Annotated in this window: 18 protein-coding genes; 15 read left to right on the top strand and 3 right to left on the bottom strand. The window is 42.7% G+C overall.

Going from position 1 to position 22,724, the window contains the following annotated elements:
• Nucleotides 1-293: 293 nt before the first annotated feature.
• The 11 genes from VPNCDNU1_RS21500 (at nucleotide 294) to VPNCDNU1_RS21450 (ending at nucleotide 13,034) form a co-directional block, all read left to right on the top strand.
• A complete protein-coding gene (locus tag VPNCDNU1_RS21500; RefSeq protein ID WP_104402244.1) occupies nucleotides 294-1,451 on the top strand; it encodes a porin in 1,158 nt (385 codons plus the stop codon).
• A gap of 78 nt (nucleotides 1,452-1,529) precedes the next feature.
• A complete protein-coding gene (locus VPNCDNU1_RS21495; protein WP_104402243.1) occupies nucleotides 1,530-2,156 on the top strand; it encodes a YccT family protein in 627 nt (208 codons plus the stop codon).
• 301 nt (nucleotides 2,157-2,457) lie between these two features.
• The gene (locus VPNCDNU1_RS21490; RefSeq protein WP_104402242.1) at nucleotides 2,458-3,840 is read left to right on the top strand and encodes an O-antigen ligase family protein; all 1,383 of its coding nucleotides are present in this window, start codon (nucleotides 2,458-2,460) and stop codon (nucleotides 3,838-3,840) included.
• Nucleotide 3,841: 1 nt separating this feature from the next.
• Nucleotides 3,842-4,906, top strand: a complete 1,065-nt coding sequence (locus tag VPNCDNU1_RS21485; protein ID WP_104402241.1) for an acyltransferase family protein — start codon at nucleotides 3,842-3,844, stop codon at nucleotides 4,904-4,906.
• Nucleotides 4,907-5,028: 122 nt separating this feature from the next.
• Nucleotides 5,029-5,400, top strand: a complete 372-nt coding sequence (locus VPNCDNU1_RS21480; RefSeq protein ID WP_104402240.1) for a VOC family protein — start codon at nucleotides 5,029-5,031, stop codon at nucleotides 5,398-5,400.
• Nucleotides 5,401-5,486: 86 nt separating this feature from the next.
• Nucleotides 5,487-5,885 carry a hypothetical protein gene (locus VPNCDNU1_RS21475; RefSeq protein WP_104402239.1) on the top strand — a complete coding sequence of 133 codons (399 nt, stop codon included), beginning with the start codon at nucleotides 5,487-5,489 and terminating at the stop codon, nucleotides 5,883-5,885.
• A gap of 331 nt (nucleotides 5,886-6,216) precedes the next feature.
• Complete coding sequence (locus VPNCDNU1_RS21470; RefSeq protein WP_104402238.1) at nucleotides 6,217-6,438, top strand: hypothetical protein; 222 nt, start codon at nucleotides 6,217-6,219, stop codon at nucleotides 6,436-6,438.
• 436 nt (nucleotides 6,439-6,874) lie between these two features.
• Entirely contained in the window at nucleotides 6,875-8,362 is a 1,488-nt protein-coding gene (locus VPNCDNU1_RS21465) for an NAD(P)H-hydrate dehydratase (RefSeq protein ID WP_104402237.1), read from the top strand.
• A 147-nt stretch (nucleotides 8,363-8,509) separates the two neighbouring features.
• Nucleotides 8,510-8,992 (top strand): L,D-transpeptidase family protein, encoded by a 483-nt coding sequence (locus VPNCDNU1_RS21460; protein ID WP_104402236.1) that lies wholly within the window; start codon nucleotides 8,510-8,512, stop codon nucleotides 8,990-8,992.
• Nucleotides 8,993-9,273: 281 nt separating this feature from the next.
• Entirely contained in the window at nucleotides 9,274-10,482 is a 1,209-nt protein-coding gene (gene emrD, locus VPNCDNU1_RS21455) for a multidrug efflux MFS transporter EmrD (protein WP_104402235.1), read from the top strand.
• A gap of 185 nt (nucleotides 10,483-10,667) precedes the next feature.
• Nucleotides 10,668-13,034: a putative bifunctional diguanylate cyclase/phosphodiesterase gene (locus VPNCDNU1_RS21450; RefSeq protein ID WP_104402234.1), complete on the top strand. Its 2,367-nt coding sequence runs from the start codon at nucleotides 10,668-10,670 to the stop codon at nucleotides 13,032-13,034.
• A 46-nt stretch (nucleotides 13,035-13,080) separates the two neighbouring features.
• On the opposite strand, the gene VPNCDNU1_RS21445 is transcribed toward VPNCDNU1_RS21450, so the two are convergent.
• Complete coding sequence (locus VPNCDNU1_RS21445) at nucleotides 13,081-14,055, bottom strand: Gfo/Idh/MocA family protein (protein WP_104402233.1); 975 nt, start codon at nucleotides 14,053-14,055, stop codon at nucleotides 13,081-13,083.
• A 192-nt stretch (nucleotides 14,056-14,247) separates the two neighbouring features.
• Between VPNCDNU1_RS21445 and VPNCDNU1_RS21440 the strand changes: the two genes are divergently transcribed.
• From VPNCDNU1_RS21440 to VPNCDNU1_RS21425, 4 genes are all read left to right on the top strand, one after another.
• Nucleotides 14,248-16,215 carry an acetoacetate--CoA ligase gene (locus tag VPNCDNU1_RS21440; protein WP_104402232.1) on the top strand — a complete coding sequence of 656 codons (1,968 nt, stop codon included), beginning with the start codon at nucleotides 14,248-14,250 and terminating at the stop codon, nucleotides 16,213-16,215.
• 188 nt (nucleotides 16,216-16,403) lie between these two features.
• Complete coding sequence (locus VPNCDNU1_RS21435) at nucleotides 16,404-17,282, top strand: LysR family transcriptional regulator (RefSeq protein WP_104402231.1); 879 nt, start codon at nucleotides 16,404-16,406, stop codon at nucleotides 17,280-17,282.
• Between the two features lie 170 nt (nucleotides 17,283-17,452).
• The gene (locus tag VPNCDNU1_RS21430) at nucleotides 17,453-18,343 is read left to right on the top strand and encodes a cation diffusion facilitator family transporter (RefSeq protein WP_104402230.1); all 891 of its coding nucleotides are present in this window, start codon (nucleotides 17,453-17,455) and stop codon (nucleotides 18,341-18,343) included.
• 307 nt (nucleotides 18,344-18,650) lie between these two features.
• Nucleotides 18,651-19,835: an NnrS family protein gene (locus tag VPNCDNU1_RS21425; RefSeq protein WP_104402229.1), complete on the top strand. Its 1,185-nt coding sequence runs from the start codon at nucleotides 18,651-18,653 to the stop codon at nucleotides 19,833-19,835.
• Nucleotides 19,836-19,896: 61 nt separating this feature from the next.
• Here VPNCDNU1_RS21425 and elbB read toward each other — a convergent pair whose 3' ends face one another.
• Nucleotides 19,897-20,547, bottom strand: a complete 651-nt coding sequence (gene elbB / locus VPNCDNU1_RS21420) for an isoprenoid biosynthesis glyoxalase ElbB (RefSeq protein WP_104402228.1) — start codon at nucleotides 20,545-20,547, stop codon at nucleotides 19,897-19,899.
• A gap of 233 nt (nucleotides 20,548-20,780) precedes the next feature.
• On the bottom strand, nucleotides 20,781-22,409 hold the full coding sequence (locus tag VPNCDNU1_RS21415) for a methyl-accepting chemotaxis protein (RefSeq protein WP_104402245.1): 1,629 nt from the start codon (nucleotides 22,407-22,409) through the stop codon (nucleotides 20,781-20,783).
• Nucleotides 22,410-22,724 lie beyond the last annotated feature (315 nt).

Genomic DNA, 22,724 nt, shown 5'->3' with positions numbered 1-22,724 from the left:
AACCCAGGCCACTCCTAAACAGCACTCCGCATATTCCCGCTCAAACATTGGTCATTTTTTTATTTTTACATTTCTTCTTAAAAAACCATATCTCATTGTTATTTAAGTATTTATATTTGTTTCAAAACCTAAATTTTGACGCTCTTCAAAATGATCTCCACATAAAATTCGCGACAATAAATTTCTCATTAAGCTTATTCACGTACTCAATCTAACCAAGATTTCGGTGTGCGAGTATCCAGCGGCCTATCAGTGCTGGCACACCAAAGCAGCTATGTATTTTAGGAGTTAACATGAATAAGATTTTCAAACCCAGCCTTATAGTAATGGCAGTCAGCAGTGTTGCATTTACTGCTTTCCCAACCATCGCTGAAGAAACCGATGCCAAGTACGACGTATACGGAATCATTGCTGTTCAAGCCCATTATCGTGACTACGAAAATTCACCAAGCCTCACAGGCTTTCAAACCAATAATGAGAGCCGAATTGGGTTTAGGGGTTCTAAACAATTCCAAAACCTTGGACCCAAATTTATTTGGCAAATTGAAGGCGGTTATGTCGACCCATCTTATTCTGATCACACATCAAACGGTGGTTTTGGTGAAAGGGATACCTTTGTCGGATTCGAAGATTTTGAATCGTTTGGTCAAGTTCGTATTGGTCGTGTACTAACGCCACTTTACGAAGTGGTCGACTGGCCAGGAGCTAACCCAGGCTTGGGTGATGTTTGGGATTGGGGTGGCTTGATAGGTGGGGCGAAATTCCAAGATCGCTCGTCGAATACCGTTCGTTGGGACTCACCAGAATGGGGAGGAATGACGTTTGATGTGGCATACGGCAGAACGAAAGCAGCCGCAACGGGAAGCGACGAAGGTTGGTGGCAAGGGGCAGCAGCGCATTACAAAGTAGGACCTTTCCAATTTGATGCTGCCTATGAAATTAACCGAAACACAGCTGAAAGCTTCCAAGATGGAACTTTAGACGGTAGCGCGCACGATCCAAGTACCAAACAAACTTTCAACCGTATCTGGGACAACAATACTTATTTAGTCGGTGTACAAGGCTGGTTTGAAAACGGTATTTCTTTCTTTGCACAATATCGAATTCAAGACGCTGAAGTCACCGAAGGCATTGATTCTGGCCGTGAAGAGAAACAAAACGCAATGACGTCGGGGCTCATGTACAACACCGGCGACTGGCAGTTTAAAGTCGGCTACACCAAAAACTTCGAACTTGAAGTCAACGGTGAAAAAGTGGAAGACAGCTCGGACGATGTTATCTCTGCTCAAGCAATGTACTTTGTAGACCCATCTGCCGTGCTTTATGTGCGCGCACGTGACGTTACCATGGGCGGCAATACCGTCGATTCTGGCAATACAGGCATGACGTACGATCGCTGGAAGTCTGATTCTTTCAACGAGGTTTCCGTAGGTGTTGAATACTACTTTTAACCCATTCAAATCATAATTTCAGGGCGGGTTAATACTCGCCCTACTCCGTTTCCGCTACATAATTTTCCGGTGCTTCTTATGCGAATAACACATACATTCATCTTGTTCTTGGCGCTTTTCTCTCTATCAACGGTCGCATCTACCCATCATGTAGAAATCAGTAAAGAGCTCACTCCTAGAACCTTGAACGGCAAGAAAGTGGCGAGTAACTGGATAAAATCCACCTCATCCATCAAGTTGGATGTTGGGATCAATCAACTCTCAGTTACAATTGGGCAAATTGTTGTTGAAGATGGACGACGGACCAAATATTACTCACAACCCTATGTCCTTTTATTCGAAACAAATGATTCACTTTCCCTCAGCTATAAACCATTTCGCACAATAGAAGACGCTCGTCAATTTGAGAAGGCACCTCTATTTGAGCTAACCGACTCTTCAGGTGAACAAGTCAACTTTAAGGTAGACACTGTTCATATTGGTGGGCTTCAAACAAGTAAAGACTTTGAATCATCGATCAAAAAATACAACGAAAACGGACAAGGAGAAGCTATTCTGGATCTTTCAGGAAAAACTGCCAGCGTACATTCTTCCGAAAAATCAAAAGGCACCCATACTTTTTCGACCGTAAAAGCTGGTTTTTTGGTCCTAAGTGAAAAAGAACAAAGGCTCTTTATGAGCTGGGCATTAGAAAACCTTAAGTAGCCTGGAATCAGGATAAGTGGCATCAGAACGCAAACTTTATTAAAAATATGCGGGCACCGCATGCCCGCAAAGCCCAATTCCATATTTGAGGATGAAGGCTGAAATAACCATTGCGTAAGTACATTATCATCAGAATACCAATCAAACAACACGACATACTATTTATTTGATGGCTAAATTGATTCTCAGAATAAGAAAATACAAAGTAATTGTTTAAACTCATTTAAAAACAATAAGATAAAAACAGCAACAAATTGGCACCACCTTTGCACTCTAAAGCATATAGAGCAAAGGAAACTGTATGCCACCAATTAACCCCACATCTGACTTTGAGACACAAAAAGGCACTGCAATTGCACTTGCGACCTTGTGCGTTGCTATTGGGGTACTTTGGTTTTTTGTTCCTCACCCTGTGATTCCAATTGCATTGGCGGTAGCGCCTTTTGCTCTGCTTATCACCATTCACTACCCTGTACTACTGGCACTTCTATTCATCGTATTTTCGTATTTTCGTCTTCACGAAGCGCTTCCATTTTTAATGCCTTTTAGAATTCCGCTCCTGCTTTCACTTGGAACGTTGTTTACCTTTTTTTGGCATATTGCAATTTCCAGAAGCATTCAATTCAAACCGTGTAAAGAACTGATGTGGTTAGCACTCTTCTTCGTAGTTGTCATGATGGGTATTGTCTTCGCCGGCAATAAAACAGCTTCCATCAACTACTTCACCAGTACTTACATCAAAATTGCCATTATGACACCGGTTCTAACATGGATTTTGACCAAACCCAGTCACTTTAGGCTCGCCATTCGATTGTTTTGTCTTGCAGGGTTGGCTGTAGCTTTCGTTGCTATTTCAAACAAACTCGCTGGCATCGGATTAGTAGAAGGAAGCCGAGTCACAATTGGCCGAAGTTTTCAATCCGTTCTTGGCGACCCTAATGATCTATCGCTCGTACTTTTGTTTCCGTTCTCGTTTGCCATTGCTCAAATCCTAGCCCCAGGAATGACGCGGTTAGAAAGATTACTAGGTATTGCTTCAGCAGTGTTTATTGTTTGGGCAATTATTGCCACACAAAGCCGAGGCGGGCTACTTGGAATGGCCAGTGTTTTGGGTATCTTTGCTTACCGTAGGGTGAAATCCAAATCGCTGCTGTTCATGGGAGGCACCGTACTCATGATGGTGCTTTATCTAGCGGCTGGTATCAGCGGGAGAAAATCTGGTGGTGCTGCAGAAGAAGGCATCGATGAGTCTGCGATGGGTCGAATTCACGCATGGGAAGCAGCATTTAAAATGGCATTAGACAATCCATTGACTGGTGTTGGCATCGATAACTACCTCTATAACTATTTTTTCTATAGCAGTTATTGGGATGGGATGAACCATGCCGTACACAGTTCGTGGTTTGGCGTTCTTGCCGAATCCGGTTTCTTAGGTCTGGCACTGTTTATCACCATGATCGTCGCCATGTTTAAAACATCAATTTCTTCGGTCAGAACCGTTAGCGAAAACCCAAGCAACTACCCTCCGATTACCTACGTCATGAGCGAAGGAACACTGGCTGGACTCATCGCATTTTGTGTGTCCGGCTCTTTCCTAACTCAGGGGTTCACATGGCCTGTTTACATATTACTTGCACTCACTGTCGCCAATTTTAATTATATAAATCAGAGTAAGGAGAAATAGAATGGACAATAGAATACCGTCGCTAGACGGGCTTAGAGCAGCGTCCATTGGGTTGGTATGTTTGGGTCACTTGGTTGGCACTGTTAACTTCCCAGCTATATTTGGTCCTTTGCAAAGTTTAGGTAACTTTGGTGTTAAGGTGTTCTTCGTGATTTCAGGCTTCTTAATCACTACCTTACTTTTAAGTGAACTTAAAAAAACGAACAAGATTAATTTGTCTCAGTTTTTTATTAGACGAGTATTCCGCCTATTCCCCGCTTTCTATTTCTATATTTTGTGCATCGCTATCGCGGAATATGCTGGCTGGATATCACTCATGCCAGATGACCTGTTTCATGCCGTGACGTACACCATGAATTACCACCATGAACGCGAATGGTGGCTCAATCATACTTGGTCTCTCGCGGTAGAAGAACAGTTCTACCTTTTATGGCCATTACTCCTGACTCTGCTTGGACGCAACCACGCTAAATACCTTTTACTTGCCACGATTGTTATTGTGCCTTGTATCCGATACTGGATGCTTTTTGGACTGGAGAGCTCGCCATCGGCTTTAACACGTGAGTTTCAAGCGATTGCGGATGCATTGGCAATGGGGTGTGCCCTAGCCTATCTAAAAGAAAGTGGATTCAAATTGCCTAACTTCTTTGCATCGGCGTGGTTTCTTGTTGTGCCCATCTGCATGATTCTGATTCCTAGTGTTATGTATAAAGTCCAACCAAATTGGTTTTATGTAGGAGGACAAACATTCATCAATGTGTGTGCAGCGCTGATGATTTTACGTTATAGCCAATTCCAACATGGTCGAAGCTTCCGACTATTAAACAGCAAACCGGCAATTTGGCTTGGTGCACTCAGTTATTCTTTGTATTTATGGCAAGAACCTTTCCTAAACAGTTGGACTCAAGCATGGTATGCAACTTGGCCAGTAAACCTCGTTCTTGCCTTCGGTTTTGCACTCATTTCTTACTACTTAATTGAAAAACCTGGATTGCAGTTGAGGAAAAAGTGGCAATCGTCCAGACCCTCACATCGTGGGATTTCTATTGATAAGTCGAAGGCGTAGCAAAATTGAGGATTGCCATAGAAAGATTAAACCTCGTTGGGATTCAAACAGGAATAGCGCTACGCTAAAAGTTCTTCATAACGAAAACTTCACGACGGCACTTATTCAATAAGGAGTACACCATGGAATTGGGCGCTTTTTCTGTCAGCTTGAACGTTAAAGATCTTCAAGTATCAAAGCAATTTTACGAAACTCTTGGTTTTTCAGTTTTTGCAGGAAATGAATCTGAAAACTGGCTAATACTGTCTAATGGCGATCATAAAATCGGGTTATTTCAGGGGATGTTTGAGAAAAACATGCTGACATTCAATCCTGGCTGGAAACAAGATTGCAGTACATTGAGCGAATTTTCCGACGTGAGAGAAATTCAAAATCACCTAAAAGAAGCAGGTATTGAGTTAACATTGTCTGCCGATGAATCAACATCAGGGCCGGCCAGCATCATGCTTGAAGATCCTGATGGTAACCCGATTCTTTTGGACCAGCACGTGTAACATCACGAAAATACTCACTTTTTCTTGAGAATAAGCAACATTAAGAATAGCTTGGATAGCCTATTCACTCAAAGGTACAGGCAGCGATGATTTCCGTGCACTATTCCTATCGAGAAGGCGATAACAAAGAGCCTTCTCATTTTTCTTCTGAAAATACGACCCCAGACCAAGTAACAACCATCATTGCTGAATACCCATGGGATAAAGAAGGCAAACTACCAAGCGAAGAACACGCGGGTGGCGCCGTGTTCATTGAGTTTAAGAATAATCATAACCAGACAGCTTTGTTCCAATTAGTGCCTATTGGTGAAGATCGCTGTATTTTCTTTGTCGATGTAACCCTTAAAAAAGGCTTTCTCGGATTTATTGGGAAACAAGCCGTATCACGCACCTTTGACGACTATTCCGTTGCAGAGTTTAGCAAAAACATAAAGGCTTACTGCCAATCTTCGATCGAAGAGATCTATCGAAAATTTTATGGATAGACAGTTTTTTGAAGATGACAATTGGACCACTCGAATCTGAAGAGTTTATCTGAATACACTCTAGTCTCATCGTGAATCATATTTACATGCCCACCTCACATAAATATGATTCACTATCCAAAAATGGAACATTTACAAATCTTTTTGCGCTTTAAAAATAAAGTAATGAGCTCAAATTACAGAGAGTTATATTACTAGAATATTGCTCGCCTTAAATGTTCTAAAAACAAGTTTGACGCTCTGTTATGTGGCTCCTAAAGTTTGCTATACCCGTTGTTGTTCTGATTAACAATAATCGGTCCATCAAACACTAAACATAGGAGCCATCATTATGAAAAGAGCCAGTTCAGCCTACCGTCTTCAAATGATCAAAGAAGTCGCTACACGGAACCAAGAGCAACCAAATGATGACCCTATGGCAAACTACATTCGGCAAATCCTTGAAGAAGAGCCACAGAAAGAACAACGCATGGAATCACAACATCGATTCGTTGGCGCGCATTTTGACGAGCAAGCAGGTGGTTGGATAGATGACCGCTGGAACATGAAATAAGAATTCAAAAGCAAACTTGCTAACACCAGTACAGCTATTCAAAAGCCAGTGACCATCTACTACTGGCTTTTGACTGTTTAACCACTCGGTTCCCCAAACAAAAGAAACCTAAAGTGCACCACCTTAACTTCAATTATCGTCTTTACTTCGAGCATCCTCTTTACATCAACATAGTTGGCTAATACAGGCTATTCTAATGGTAGTATTCTAAGGTCTGTTGACCTTTCACGGTTAAATTTTGTTCCAGTTCAAAGCACCCACAAATGGCTGATAAATCATCTCCAAAGATCAACAGACCTGAGCACATGATGGAATTTTCAGCGCATCCCTTAGGTGTCTCATTATAAAAGCAATTTTACATAATAAGATATCAAGGAATTGCCTACACTCTGGCAACACAGCAGGCACTACCCTGCTATAAGTACAGGCTAGGACAATGAATAATAATCACATATCTATTTACTCCACCGCTCAAATACGTGAGGGAGAAAGGCTTGCTGCAAAAAAGCTTGGCATTCCAATGTATGAGCTAATGGATCGGGCTGGCAAAGCGGTATTTCGTTTAATCAACGACAAATTCACATCAGCGAAAAGACTGCTGGTTGTGTGTGGCACCGGGAATAATGGCGGCGACGGCTATGTTGTCGCTAAGTTAGCTAAGTTGTTTGGCCATGATGTAATGCTATGGCACGTAGGGGAATCAGACAGATTGACGGGAGATGCACTCACCGCACAACAAGGTTGGCTAGGCATTGGTGGAGAAATACTGTCACCGAGCTCATCGTTCCCCAAAGGACTCGATCTTATTGTGGATGGGATGCTCGGTACGGGTTTGTCTGGGATTGTCCGACGACAATACGCCGACGTTATCGATAAAATAAACCAACACCCCGCGCCTGTCATTTCAATCGATGTACCTTCTGGGCTTTGCGCCGATTCCGGTGAAGCGCTGGGGGCAGCAGTAGAAGCGGTGTATACCGTCACGTTTGTTGGTTTAAAACGCGGGTTAATCACAGGAAAAGGGAAAAACTTTACAGGTATTCTGTCTTACGACAGTTTAGGCACAGACGAATATTTCCAGCAAAATATCTCTTCCCAATACAAAGTGATTGGCGGTCAAATTCTGAAGGACACGTTACCACACCGCAAACCCAATAGTCACAAAGGCAACTTTGGTCGCGTGCTACTTGTTGGGGGAGCACACGGCATGGGTGGCGCAATTACGCTGGCCAGTGCCGCTTGTGCACGTACAGGGGCAGGTCTCACCAAAGTGATCACTCATAAAGAGAATGCCCCTTCTATCTTGGCTACCTATCCCGAAGTTATGATCGACCCACATATGGGCAATAAGCACCTCGTAAACGAGTCGCTGCAATGGGCTGATACTTTGGTGCTTGGTCCGGGTTTGGGTCAGCTTGTTTGGGGAAATGAGCTTTTTCACCTTTTCTATAACTTAGCACTTCCAAAAGTACTCGATGCAGACGCATTAAACTTCTTAGCAACTCAACCTGATAAAGATCAACAGCGAATAATCACGCCTCATCCAGGAGAGGCAGCGCGACTCCTAGACTGTTCTGTACAAGACATTGAAGATAATCGATTCCAAGCCGCCAAAGATCTGCATGAAAAATATGGCGGTGTTGTTGTGTTAAAAGGGGCTGGTACAGTGGTTTATGGCGGTGACACCTATTGGGTGTGCAACCAAGGAAACCCCGGAATGGCAACGGGCGGAATGGGAGACGTATTAAGCGGAATCATTGGAAGTTTACTTGGACAAAAACTGAGTATGATCGACGCAGCTTGTTTAGGCGTTTGGTTACACAGTAATGCTGCTGATAACTGCGCGCGAATAGAAGGGCAAATCGGTATGCTCGCCAGCGACCTTTTCCCATACATACGTTCACTCCTAAACGGACACGCTTAAGCAGTCGCTCAGAAAAACAGACGCTCAAAAATAGATAATGTAATGTGAATTGAGTAACACTCCAGCGAGGAATACAAAATACTCCTCGCTGGCTTCATAAACTTGGAGTAAATTACCCTGTATATACATCAACTTGCACCAGTAGTAATGATCAGAAAATACGCTCTAATCTTTCTTTCTCTCTTGATCCTAACGCTTCCTTTTGTAGCTTTCTCTGCTGTAGACCTTGTTAAGGTTGTAAAATCAGAACGCACAATGACTCTGCTAAGCAAGGGGGAGATCGTCAAAGAATATCGAATTGCACTGGGAGGCTCACCAAAAGGGCATAAGCAGCAAGAAGGGGATCAAAAGACGCCTGAAGGACGATATATACTCGATTACAAAAAGGAAGATTCTGCCTTTCACCGTTCGATGCATATCAGCTATCCAAACGCAAAAGACAAAGCCACAGCAAAGGCACTCGGTGTTGATCCTGGAGGGTTCATCATGGTTCATGGAAATAATCCCAAAAACCGACTTCTACAATTTGACTGGACAGAAGGCTGTATCGCGATAACAGACGATGAAATGGATGAGTTCATGGATCTTGTTCAAGTTGGTACTCCAATAGAAATTATGTGGGAAGAGTAGTTTATTAAACACTCAGCTCACTATAACGTCCCATCCCTCTTGGAAAGCTATGCCACTACCACCCTTATAGCTCATTAGATTTTCTAATCCAATTCATAGAAAAGTATCGTGTATTTGCTCTGCTTTCCCCCTTGTTAACGATACTCTTTACTCTTAATATCTCGACAACTTCGGGACACAGCTTTGTTTGCGCCCGAAGTTTAAATGGATAAGAAAAAATAAGACGCTTATTTTCCTGCTATATCCTGATTTTCTTTGTTTTCTCATTAGGAGTAGTAAAGATGTCTTCTTCGGTACCCTTGGTACGATTGACGTTTTTAATCGCAATTCTTGCTGCAGTCGGTCAAATGACTCAAACGATGTATGTTCCATCCATTGGGCATATGGCAGCGGAGTTCATCGTTAATCCTGCAGCATTACAAGCAGTAATGGCTTGCTTTCTTATTCCTTATGGTTTGTCACAATTTGTCTACGGTCCTCTATCTGACCGGTTAGGCAGAAAGCCCATCATAATATCTGGTCTTGCCATCTATTTATTGGGAACGCTTGTTACACTATTTGCCCAAGATTACACACTATTCTTGCTTGGCTGTTTTATTCAGGGAGCGGGGATTGGCTGTGGCGGCACTATGGCTCGTACTCTAACCAGAGATTGCTTTGAAGGGGCAGATCTGCACCGAGCAAATAGCTTGATCAGTATGTGCATTATTTTCTGCCCCTTGCTTGCACCTCTACTGGGCGGCTATCTAGCGGAAACAACTGGATGGCGAAATAGTTATTTATTTCTAGCCCTATTTGCCGCTGCCGTTTTGCTTACCATGATGACGAGTTTTAAAGAGACACTGCCCGCAGAGCGTCGAAATGCAGCGCCAGTGTGGGAAAACTATCGATACGTATTGGTTAACCGCCGCTTCCAAGGTTATTTAGTGTGTCTTATTGCTATGTTCTCTGGTGTTGCGGTGTTCGAAGCAGCAGCAGGCGTATTGTTGGGGGGCACACTGAAACTGCCCGCTACCGTTGTCAGCTTGCTATTTATCGCACCCATTCCTGGATATTTAGCAGGAGCAGGACTTTCGAGTGTTATTGCACGAAAAAGCTCTGAAAAACACGCTCTCATATACGGTATGGTTGCAGCGGTTATTGGCTCGGCAATCGTTTTGATTCCAGGGCTCAACGACAAAACCACCGCGATAACACTAGTAGGTGGTGCAACGGTATACTTTTTGGGCGCTGGCATTTTGTTCCCTGCCGCGACCACAGGCGCACTAACCCCTTTCTCATCTCATGCTGGCACCGCAGGCGCACTCCTCGGTGGAATGCAAAATTTTGGGGCTGGAATCGCTACCATGGCAGCATCAATGCTTCCTGCAAGCAATCAATTACCTCTTGGCATCATCATGCTTATATGCGCAATTTTTGCGATGTTAGGATTGATTTGGGTAGACAAACACCCGGAAATACAAGCCGATACACAAGTAACTGCGATTTAGATCCAGCTTTGTAATATCCCTTTTGAACTGTAGTGAAAGTGTCACAAGGGATATTTAGCCTCACTATACTCACTCACCTTATAATTAAAGCCATAATGTTTTCATGGTGAGAACAAATATCATTTACAGTTACGATAATTATGACTAACATTATTTAGTCATTAAAAATCGCAGTAGAGTATAGATTGAAATATAAGTTGATTCCCCCTCGCACTACCTATATTTGGCTTACAGGCATTTTAGTTGCGCTACTTTGCTTTTATACAATTAGTTTCTATGAAGGCAAGAGAGCGCAATATAGCCTAGAGCTAAAAACAAATGAACAAATTGAAGCCTTAGAAAATGCCATTAATGCTTTAAAAACTGTACTTCATTCTACTCGAGACTTTCTTCAAATCAGTAATGAGCTAACGTCTGAGCAATTCCATAAATTGCTTCGTGATCGAACAGGAATTGGTTCAGGTATACATACCATTTTTTGGGCACCGCTCATTTCAACTAGACACCCTTCTGAAAGCAATATATTAAAAATAAAAAGTAATCAACTTGGCTATGTAATACACCCAGAAATTTCAACCAATTACGCTTGTTCCAATTGGTTGGGGCTGCACGCATTTCCTGTATTGTATGCTTCGCCTAAGTTTGAAGGGAGTGAATTTTTAGGTAAAAGGTTGGAAAGCCACTGCCCAAACAATAAAGCGCTAAGGCGAGCAATTGAAATTAACGAGGCAAAAGCTTCTACTTTCTACCATGAAGGTAAAAGAGGGTTGCAAATATATTTACCTGTTCAATCATCACAAGGGCAAACACTGGGTATCTTAGTGATGAATATCATTCTACAAGAGTTCCTTGAGCTGACTTGGCAAGATGAATTTTTAGCCAAAAACATTGAAATCATTGTACAAGATGATAATAAAAGAGAATTATTCCAAATGCGTCATTCAGATCAAAAAGACAATCTTTTTGGTCTTCTAGATTTTCCATCAGTAACTCGGAATTTATATTTTCCTACATTAGATAAGTCTTTAGTTATCACAACGATTTATTTGGATACCGATTATCGTCCTTTTATTTATGGTGCAGCCTCCAGCTTTTTAATCTTTATGTTAACCCTCTCTGTTTCCGTTAGCGTTAAAAGCTACGCCAACCGTTTACAAGTTTCGAATAAACTTGTGGCTGAAAAAACACAGAAGCTTAGAGTTCAAGCCACACACGATTCATTAACAGGGCTATTCAATCGACAAGCGCTAGCAGAGCAGCTAGAAGATTTTATAAGCCAAATCACCCCAACGGGAGGCAATGGCTTTGCCATCCTGTTTATCGACTTAAATCGATTCAAAATTGTTAATGATTCAATGGGACACACTATTGGAGACTTGCTGCTACAACAAGTTGCTCAGCGTTTGATTAACAATGTCCGCAATGACGATATCTGTTACCGGTTTGGTGGAGATGAATTTATCGTTTGCCTCAGAAACAAGCTTAATCGATACGATGTCAGCAACATCTGTCAGCGCTACCTAACCACACTGACCGAACCCTACTACTGCGATGGTCTTTCATACAATATTGGTGCAAGCATCGGTGTTACAACGGTAAATTCATCCACTCAAACGTTAACAAACATCCTACGCGAGGCCGATACCGCCATGTATCGAGCCAAAAAATCCCCTACGGATCACGTTGTCTTTTACGATGACACCATGTTTGATCAAGCCAAGCAGCGCTTTACTGTTGAAAACGAATTAAGTGAAGCGCACAGCAAAAAACAGTTGCTTCTGTATTATCAACCTGTTTTCTCCGTAAGCTCTGATACGGTTACGGCATTTGAAGCCTTGTTGCGTTGGGATCACCCAGAAAAAGGGTGGATTTCACCTGCTGTTTTTATTCCTGTCGCTGAAGAAACCGATCAGATTATCGAAATAGGTGATTGGATATTGGACGAAGTCTGCGCCACCATTCAGCAAATCTGGGACAAGTCGGTTTCCGGCACATGCCCGCGAATCAACGTGAACGTTTCAGTAAAACAGTTAAAATCTGGTCATATCGTTAAAACACTTCGTAGCGTTCTCAAAAAATATCGATTTCCTAATTCCCTTCTTGGTATAGAAATCACTGAATCCACCCTGCTCAACCACACAACGGCTAGTAATACTCTTAAGCAGATAAAATCGCTAGGTGTGTCACTTTATCTTGATGATTTTGGTACGGGTTACTCGTCTTTAGCTGTGCTTAATGATTACCCATTTGACGTTGTGAAAATGGATAGAAGCTTCATCTGGAAACTGAATAAGAAGGGAGATAAGTCCTCACAGCTTTGTGAAGCCATTATCAAAATGTCGCATTCTATTAACCTAACGGTTGTCGCTGAAGGGGTAGAAACTCAGGCTCAATTTGATATGCTTAAAAGCTATCAATGCGACTATATACAAGGCTTTTTGAAAGGAAAGCCTGTTGCCAAAAGCGAAATGTCACGCTTTATTGCCTCTTCAAGCGCCGCTAAGCAATTATCAAATATCGCGTCAAAACATAAGAAATCTGAAAACGCTTAGCCGACGCTAAGATGGTTGCTTAACCTGATCTAGGGATCAGGGGTTACTAGTCCGCTGGATAAACAACACCTATCTGCTTTCTGACTTCTGTTAGTACTTTCGCTGTTAATTTTGAAAGCTTCTCGGCATTTGAATCCGTTACGTCACCGTTGACTAGCTTGGCAAAATGTTGTGCTTCATACACCATACTCATTTCATTTGAAGGCAGTGTTATGTTTTGCGTCGCGCCGCCTCTCGGTTTGATTTCAATGTTCTGTGCTTCAGACAAGTGGTGAATAACAATGTTGCCATTCTCACCTTGTATCTCACTTGGTATCGCTGAATCCGCCACTTTGGAATGAGTAATTACAGCGTCGAAACCATCGAACTCAAGCAGCACACTGCCCTGACCATCCACGCCCGATTCTAAAATCGTCGCTGTTGCGTACACGCTCTTTGGTTCGCCAAACAGACTGATTGCACTGGCAATACAATAGTAGCCAATGTCCATTGTTGAACCGTTCGAAAACTCGGGGTTAAATGTATTTGGGTTTTCACCATTCAGATATTTTTGGTAACGAGAAGAGTACTGGCAGTAGTTTAGGATTGCTTTGCGTACAGGAGAGATATCAGAAAGCTTATTTTTGACCAACTCAAAATTGGGTAGATAATTTGTTTTAAACGCTTCAAATAGAATGACATTGTGTTCGTGTGCCACTGCGAACATCCTTTCAACTTCTTCATAATTGGATGCCAATGGTTTTTCACAGATAACGTGTTTTCCGTGACGCATCAACGCAATGGCTTGTTCACAGTGAAAGGAGTTCGGGCTTGCGAGGTATACAGCATCAATATCATTGTTCACACATAAACCATCAAAATCCGTAATGATCCTCTCACAATCGAATTTTTCAGCAAATGCCACACCTGTTTCGTGATTCCTGGAATAAACCGCGGCTAAAGTGTACTGCTCAAAGCTCAATGCGGCTTTTACGAAATGTTCTGTAATCCAATTTGTCCCTACTACTGCCAGCTTTATCATTTGTTTCCCTAATTCGTTAACGTCGCTTAGCGGTCAATAATCATCATCTTAAAAGGAACAATTTTCAACACCATTTCAAGTAAGGATTTGTGACAGAAACAACCGAATGATCAACAAATTATTTACAATTTCGACCCAATGCTCTTCAATAAAAATATTGCTCGTACTCTGAGCTTACAATTTGGAGACGCTATGACTGGCAGCAAACCCATTTGGGTCCCGACCTCAGAAAGAATAGAAAACGCATTAATCACGGATTTCATTCAACAATTGAATTCTCATTATGCGCTGTCTATTTCTACCTATGACGAGCTTCAACAGTGGTCGGTAGATGCCAGCTCTCAATTTTGGCAATTTTTGTGGGATTACGTTGGCGTTGTTGGCGTTAAAGGGGAAGCCATCAACGAACTTGGTCCTTCCAAATGGCAAGATAGTGTCATCAGTAGAGACACGCTTTGGTTCCCTGAAGCAACATTAAATTATGCTGAAAACCTTTTAACTGGATCATCGGTGTTACCGCAATCCGCTGCGATAGAGTTTTACAACGAACGAGGTGAAACGAGTACCTTATCGTGGGAGAAACTTGAAGAACAGGTCTCGACGGTTCAACAATGGCTTCAAGATTGCGGCGTAAAAAGAGGCGATGTAGTTGCAGGCTATCTCCCCTACCTTACTGAAACGGTTGTCGCCATGCTCGCAACAACTAGCCTAGGGGCCATTTGGACTTCAACATCACCTGATTTCGGTATAGACAGCGTTCTTGAACGTTTCGGTCAGGTAAAGCCTAAGGTGCTGTTTTGTTGTGATGGTTATTCCTTTGCGGGGAAGAACCATGATATGCGAAACAAAAACCAAGCACTCAGCGAACATCTTGATTCATTAAAGCAGGTTTGCCAAATTGAATACCTCAATTTACCGCCATTAACAGGCAGTATCAGCTGGACTGAGGTGAACAAACGCTTTTCGCCTAAAGAGATTGAATATTGCCAGGTCGGTTTTAACGAGCCTTTATTTATTCTTTACTCTTCTGGCACCACAGGGAAACCAAAATGCATCACCCATTCCGTTGGTGGCACCCTTCTCAACCACAAAAAAGAACATCAGCTTCATTGTGATATCAAGGCAGAAGAGCGTGTGTTCTACTACACAACTTGCGGCTGGATGATGTGGAATTGGCACGTTTCTGCGCTCGCCAGTGGCGCAACTTTGGTTGTGTTTGATGGCAGCCCTGTATACCCAAATGAGGGTGTTTTGTGGGATATTTCGCATCGTTCTGGCGTGTCATTGTTTGGCACTTCAGCAAAGTATCTCGCTGCGTTAGAAAAGAATGCCTATTCACCGAAGCAGAACTTTAACCTCAGTGCAGTTCGAACACTTTGCTCGACAGGATCGGCGCTTTACCCCGAGCAATTTGACTACGTATATCAACATATCGGACAGGATATTCATCTCGCCTCCATTTCTGGGGGAACTGATATTTGCGGTTGTTTTGTACTTGGAAATCCAATATCCCCCGTTTACAGGGGAGAATGCCAAGGGCGCGGTCTCGGGCTCAGTGTTGACGTTGTTGATGAAAATGGATCACCTCTTCGTTCAGAACGAGGAGAGTTAGTCTGCTTAAATAGCTTCCCCAATCAACCAGTTGGTTTTTGGAATGACAGCGGTGAACGTTATCACAACGCTTACTGGGATAAATTTGAAAACGTATGGCATCACGGAGACGATGTCGTACTAACAAACAACAATGGCATGATCTTCTATGGCCGTAGTGACACTGTGCTCAACCCAGGTGGCGTGCGTATTGGCACGGCTGAGATATATCAGCAAGTTAATCAGTTGGAAGGCATTACTGATTCCATTGCCGTCGGGCAACAATGGGATGGCGACGAGCGCATCATACTGTTTGTCCAGTTAGAAAAAACACATTCACTTTCCGATGATTTAATCGTCTTGATTAAAAATACGCTTAAAACTCGCTGCTCGCCACGACATGTCCCTGCTGTAATCCTTGCGGTAAGTGACATTCCGAGGACAAAGTCCGGCAAGCTCGTTGAAGTTGCAGTAAAAGAAGTAATACATGGCAATGAAGTCAAAAACATTGGCGCTATTGCCAACCCAGAAGTGCTCGGCGAAATTGCCTCCGTCTTTGGTCGGATCTAACACCGAATCGATCTTAGTTTTAGCTACATCCAAACCAGCTTTACGTGAAGCTGGTTTTCTTCTCGATCCGGTAGGAAATGAACCTTGCTTAAATTCCCACGCTCAGCATTGAACTGTCGTAAATGCTTGCATTATTTGCTATTTTTTAATGACATTTACCCACATGCCTCTCCAGGATCTCGCGTTTTATGAACCTTTCTCAAGTTGAAGCCTTTTGCACCGTCGCTGACGTTGGTTCGGTTTCTGAAGCAGCTCGTCAACTCGAATGCAACAGAACCAAACTCAGTATGGCGATAAAAGCGTTAGAGAAAGAACTGAATACTGAATTGTTCGTGCGCTCTGGCAACCACCTCTCCCTTTCAGAAGCGGGTAAAGCGATTTATAAAGATTGCGAGAGTTTATTGGTCACGCAAAAAAGGATCGTGCAAACTTGTCGGCAAGTATCGGGGGAATTTAACGCAGAAGTATGGATTGCGCGAGACGACTCACTTCCAGATGAACTATGGCAAAATCTAGCGCACCAGATAAACAAAAAGTTTCCTGCCACGTCTTTTAACATGGTTCTTGCGTCAAGTGGTGACTTAGCTAACTTGGTTGAAACGCAGCAAGTTGATTTCGCATTTGGTGTCGATTACGAACGAACAGATGATCCGCGTGTCACTTACCACCCGATAGGTAAAATTCGGATGATGTCCGTTTGTCGAGCTGGGCACCCTTTAACAAAAATGCGCCGTGTCGCAGATGAAGATTTGCGCAATGCAATGCAAGCTTCCATCGCCTACTTGAACGAGAAAGATAACCCAGAGCTTCAGCCTTTTTCTCTTCGTTATATTGGCTTTTCAAGTTTCGATTACATGCTTAGCACCATTCTCGGAGAAGATGCCTGGGGCGTGTTACCTGAACCCTTAATTCGCCCCCTACTTCGTCAAGAAAAAATCGCAGTAATTAAGCATACCTATGGTCTGACTCAAGAAGACTATTGCATGTTCACCGCAGCAGGAATGACCGAGGATGCCGCTATGGTTTGGCTGGCAGACAAACTCAGTGATTACCTGTTTGATTTCTAAGCCATCACTGAGAGTCAAATATATTGACACTAAAATGACAATCTAACCAGTTGATATATAAGGACTATAGTTTAAACCCACAAATCTTGTGTTTTCATCCAATCAGTTTTTGTTTGTAAAATGTCCATCTAGCACGAAGAATGAAAGTGTATTCACAACCGAGACATTTTATGTGTGCTAGGACAAGCAAAAACGAAAACAGCGTATTAACCTTTTCAGCCCTTCTAGCTTCTGGCTTCGCGTTCGGTGGTTTGATTCTTGGATTATGGGTGGGTTCGCTGGTCATTGTTTTTGATGGTGTCTACTCCTTAATTAGTCTGCTGTTAACTTTATTGTCACTAGTCGCCGCGTGGTACATTCAAAAGCCGTCTGATGCTCAATTCCCCTTCGGGCGCGCTGTTATCGAACCCATTGTTATTGTAATTAAAGCCGCATCTATACTCGGTGTCGTTCTATATGCTTTATATTCAGCTATTGACGCCCTGCTAACTGGTGGACGTGAAGTCGACGCTTCAATCGCAACATTATTTGGTGTTGTTAACGTTTTTGGCTGTGGATACGCATGGTGGGTAATTGCTCGCAAAAGCAAACAACACTCGTCTGGTCTGATTGAAGCAGAAGCTAAGCAATGGCAAATGGATACATTGCTGAGTGTGGTTGTTACAGCAGGGTTTGTTGTCGCGTGGTTCGTTTCTATTTCCCCTTACAGCGAATATGCAGTATACGCCGATCCAGCCATGATGGTCTGCATGTCTTTCTATTTCATTAAAGTACCGTTTGATATGTTGAAAGACGCACTACGTGAACTGTTGATGATGTCGCCCAATAAAGAACTGTGTCAGAAAGTGGATAAAGGCATATCGGCGGTAGAACAAGAAATGCCACAAGACATTCAAGTTACTGGTGTTACAAAAATAGGCCGCGAACTTAGAGTGGACGTTGATATTCATACCGACAAGAAAACCATCGAGATCGGTGATATAGAGCGAACTAGAACTAAGATCACTCGCAGGCTTTCAGCCCTACCCTACGATTTACAACTCAATTTGAACGTCTGTTAATCACCATTCGAATTTAATATTGAACGCGCCAAATAGAGCGCGTTTAATATTAAGGGAAACCAGCTAGCCCGAACCTTGCCTGAAAACCCGATGCTTCTCATATACGTGGAAATCTCTGAACTAAGCAAATCTCTTTCAGCTAAGAAAACCTCTGAGTTAAGCAATTCTCTGAGCTACGCAATGTGAAGTGGTTTAGCTACAGAACTATCAATTTCTACACATGAACTGAGGTTAATCAAAGTTTTTATAGCGAAACAATTTTAAAGTTGTATTATAAATACATCTTTAAAATCTAAAGGTCTGAGCTATGTTAAACATCACCGACATGAGAGTCGAAAATAAGATTCCCCCTATCTTACGTCTTGGTTTTAGACCGTTTTTTCTAGCGGGTCCGATTTACGCCATTATCGCTATTATTGTCTGGGTATTTGCCTTTCAGAATGGCCAACCTAGCAACCTAAATGTTCCTGCGCTTTGGTGGCACGTACATGAGATGTTTTTTGGTTTCGCTATGGCGATTGTAGCGGGCTTTGTTCTCACTGCGGTACAAAACTGGACTGGTGTAAATGGCACTAAGGGATATCGGCTCGCCGCAATTTTCTTATTGTGGTGCCTTCCTAGAGTATTGTTTTGGACGCCGGCCCCTCTCTGGCTCATCTCTATCATCGAAGCTATGTTTCTTCTTGCTACTGCATATGAAATTGGTTATCGAGTCTTTAGAACAAAAGGTTGGAAGAACTTATTTTTTGTGCCGATGTTCTTGCTAGCCATAGGCGCGAATTTCGCAAGCTACGCGACCATAAAAGGGTTGCCCCCATTTCCTGCCAGTGCTGTATGGCAATCGATGATGTGGTGGTTTGTGTTATTGCTCTCCATCATGGGGGGAAGAGTCATTCCATTTTTTACCGCTAGACGGTTTCAGTTTGAAAAGCCTCAGCCAATTGCTTGGTTAGAATGGGTGGCAACGCTACCTTTAGTGCTTTTATTTATAACGAGCTTTTTCCCTCTTACACACCAGCAAATTGGGCAGTGGTTAATGCTGACTGCGGCAGTCGGTCAATTCTATAGAGTGGCTCGCTGGAAAACATGGAAGACCTTCTCTGAGCCTTTAGTGTGGTCTCTGCACTTGGCTTACCTATGTATTCCCATTGCATTAACTGTTCGCGGGTTAACTTCTAATGGCTTTGTAAGCCATACTATGCTGCATCTTATTGCGTTAGGCGCACTTGGTGGTTTAATTCTCTCCATGATATCGAGAGTGACTATGGGGCATACTGGTCGGGAGATTTACAAAGGGCCCAAAATGAGAATAGCTTTTGCTGCATTAATCCTGGCTGCTGTACTGCGTAGTATTGGCGTTTCTGTGGCACCATCAGCCATGATGCCACTGATCCACACATCGGCATTATTGTGGGTTGTAGCATTCGCCCTATTTGTGTGGAAGTTTGCCCCTATGCTTTGGTCACCAAGAATCGATGGCAGACCAGGCTAAAACTTTAAAACTCAACCAGCCCCTTATTTTTGGGGCTGGTTGTTCGTTGAGCTTTATATACTTACAACCTATCGAGTAATGCTTTAACCAATTTGTTAATCCCAGCAAACGCTTCAGAGATCGATTCAGCCAACATGTAAGCTGGAGTGGTAATGAGTTTTCGTTCTTCATCGACGAGTATATCCGTGACATCGCAGTTAACGTGCTTTGCCCCCATAGATTCCAAAGTAGACGCTGTCTCCGCGTCTCTCCCGATCGTCAACTTAACTCCTTCGCCATAAACCTTGGGTAATAGCGCTGGTGCGATGCACATATACCCCGCAGGTTTGCCTTCACTAGCGAATGCTTTACACACGTCAAGTACCGAGCTGTGAACACTGCATTCTTTACCTTCAAACGCAAACGACGATAAGTTTTTAGCCACCCCAAATCCACCAGGTACTAGGAGTGCGTCAAACTCGCTTACCTTTAATTCGCTGATATCCTGAATATTCCCTCGTGCAATTCGTGCAGACTCAGAAAGAACATTTCGGCTTTCAGTCGTCACTTCCCCGTTTAAATGATTAACAACATGGTGCTGTTCGATGTTTGGAGCAAAGCAATGCCAAGAGGCTCCATTTTGCTCTATCGCGAACATAGACAATACGGCTTCATGAATTTCTGCTCCGTCATACACCCCACAACCACTTAAAATAACTGCCACTCTTTTCATTCTTTTTCCTTATTTATACCCAACAAAATAACTGGGCATTATCTGACATTTAGCACCGACCAAATTCTCACTATACCCAAAGAAATTAAACAAAAGCGCGATCACGGTCAGACAAAAACAGCCTACTCGAAAGCAGGCCGTTGGATTAGTTCATTAGGGTTAGAGGGTGCGAACTAATTCGCTAAAACATATAGTTTAAAGAAAGCCCCTACAACTCTATAACTTAAAGAAGTCTATAACTTAAAGAAAGAGAGCTGATGTTTTTGCTGTTCTGCCAGCTCAGATAATTCACCACTTGCTGTCGCACTTTGGCTTATACCCGTAACGTTTTGGTTAACTAGCTCCGACATATTGTTAATATTGCGGTTAATATCTTGTGTTACTTGAGATTGTTGCTCTGCAGCGGTCGCGACCTGAGCGTTCATATCATTGATATCCGCTACAGATTCAGTAATCCCTACCACTGAATCATTCGCTTGATTACTCAGCGACTCGTTTAACTTCAGCATCTCCAAACTGGTTTGCATGCTTTGGTTAGCTAGACCAGACTTGGCTTGTAGCTCTTCAATAATAGTTTGAATTTCTTGAGTTGAATCTTGAGTGCGCGCCGCCAGCATTCTCACTTCATCTGCTACAACAGCGAAGCCTCTGCCCGACTCTCCAGCGCGTGCTGCTTCAATCGCTGCATTTAGCGCTAATAGGTTCGTTTGCTCAGACACACCACGAATCACTTCAATAACATTGTTGATTTGCTCTGATTGCTCTTGAAGCTGAGTTACCACACTTGCAGCTTCATTTAATGATGAAGACATTTGCAAGTTCGCATCTTCAGCTTCTCGGAACACATCTAAGCTAGATTTTGCCAATTGATCTGCTTGCTTAGCCGTTGAATCCGCTGCTGTTGCATTGTCGGATACATTGTCAGCGGTACTTGCAAGCTCTGTTACAGCGGAAGCCACTTGTTCCAACTCGTTCTGTTCTTGCTGAGCATTTCGTTCAGCTTGCGTCATTACCGCTGCCAACTCGGTTGATGCAGAGGCAACATCTTCACTAATGCGTGTTAGCGCTCCTACCGTTTTGTGCAACTGAGAAACAGTGGTGTTTACATCAGCGCTTAGCTTAGCAATCTCGTTGTCACCATCTTGATCGGCTCTTACCGTTAGGTGACCTGCCGCCAGCTTACGCATCACTTCTTGTAACTTAGTTATAGGTGTTACGATCAAGCCAGATAACCACCACGCCACTGTTAGTGAAATCGCAAATACCGCTAACAGTATGTAAGTTGCATTGGATTTAACTTGTTCGTTGCGTCTTAAGCTGTCGTCTAAGTGCTCCATTGCGTACTCATTAACCTGCTTCGATAGCTTATTAATCTCTTGCACCATATCGTTACCAATCTTTCGGTATTCAGAGATAAATGCATCAAACTTAGCATCTGATAGTGTGCCGTTATCGTGATTGTTAAGAATTGGCACCGCTCGGTGTGAGTAATCTACGTATGCTGAAATAGATTGTTTTACTTTGTCGACTTCACGCTGAAAAACGGTTGTTTTTTCAAGCTGCGACAATTGCTGGGTAAGAAACTGCCCTTTCTCACGAAGATGCAATTGAAAGTCGTCTCGACGGCTAGGATCGTAAATTGCGTATACGGCACTAATTCTTAATGGGTAAATAGTATCGTCTAACTTGGCAAGGGTATCCTTATAGAAAACTAATGAGCTTACATTATCTGCCATGTCTTTTTGTTCGGCTTCCAAGTTCATTTTTGTTATCCAAAGTGAACCAAATAAAGCGATGACAAGAATAAGAACTGGGATTAGGACTTGAACTCGAATAGATATATTTTTCAAAGAAAATGGCATAGGTACCTCATACAGTTTTTTAACTGCATCCCTGCTGATCATATTTAGAAAGCAGGAATATAGAGCAGCACCTTATTTTTGTCCACAATAAAAACAAGCTTTACCAATTTTAATTGGTTAAATTTTAAGCCATTAAATTGACACGCAGTCAGTAATCTGGCGTTTGTTTATTTGTTAGTGATATATATATCAAATAAAGGTCAAAAACAGAAAATAAATAGAATTATTTAAATTTGTTACAGTAAGTTAATAAGGCATATTTTAGCTCCTTCACAATGAAAAAGGTTATCATTTACATAACAATAAGTTATAAGA

The organism is Vibrio penaeicida (assembly GCF_002933855.1).
Lineage (GTDB): Bacteria > Pseudomonadota > Gammaproteobacteria > Enterobacterales > Vibrionaceae > Vibrio > Vibrio penaeicida_A.
Note: the sequence above shows the minus strand (reverse complement) of the source record. Positions and strands in the feature narration are given on the sequence as shown.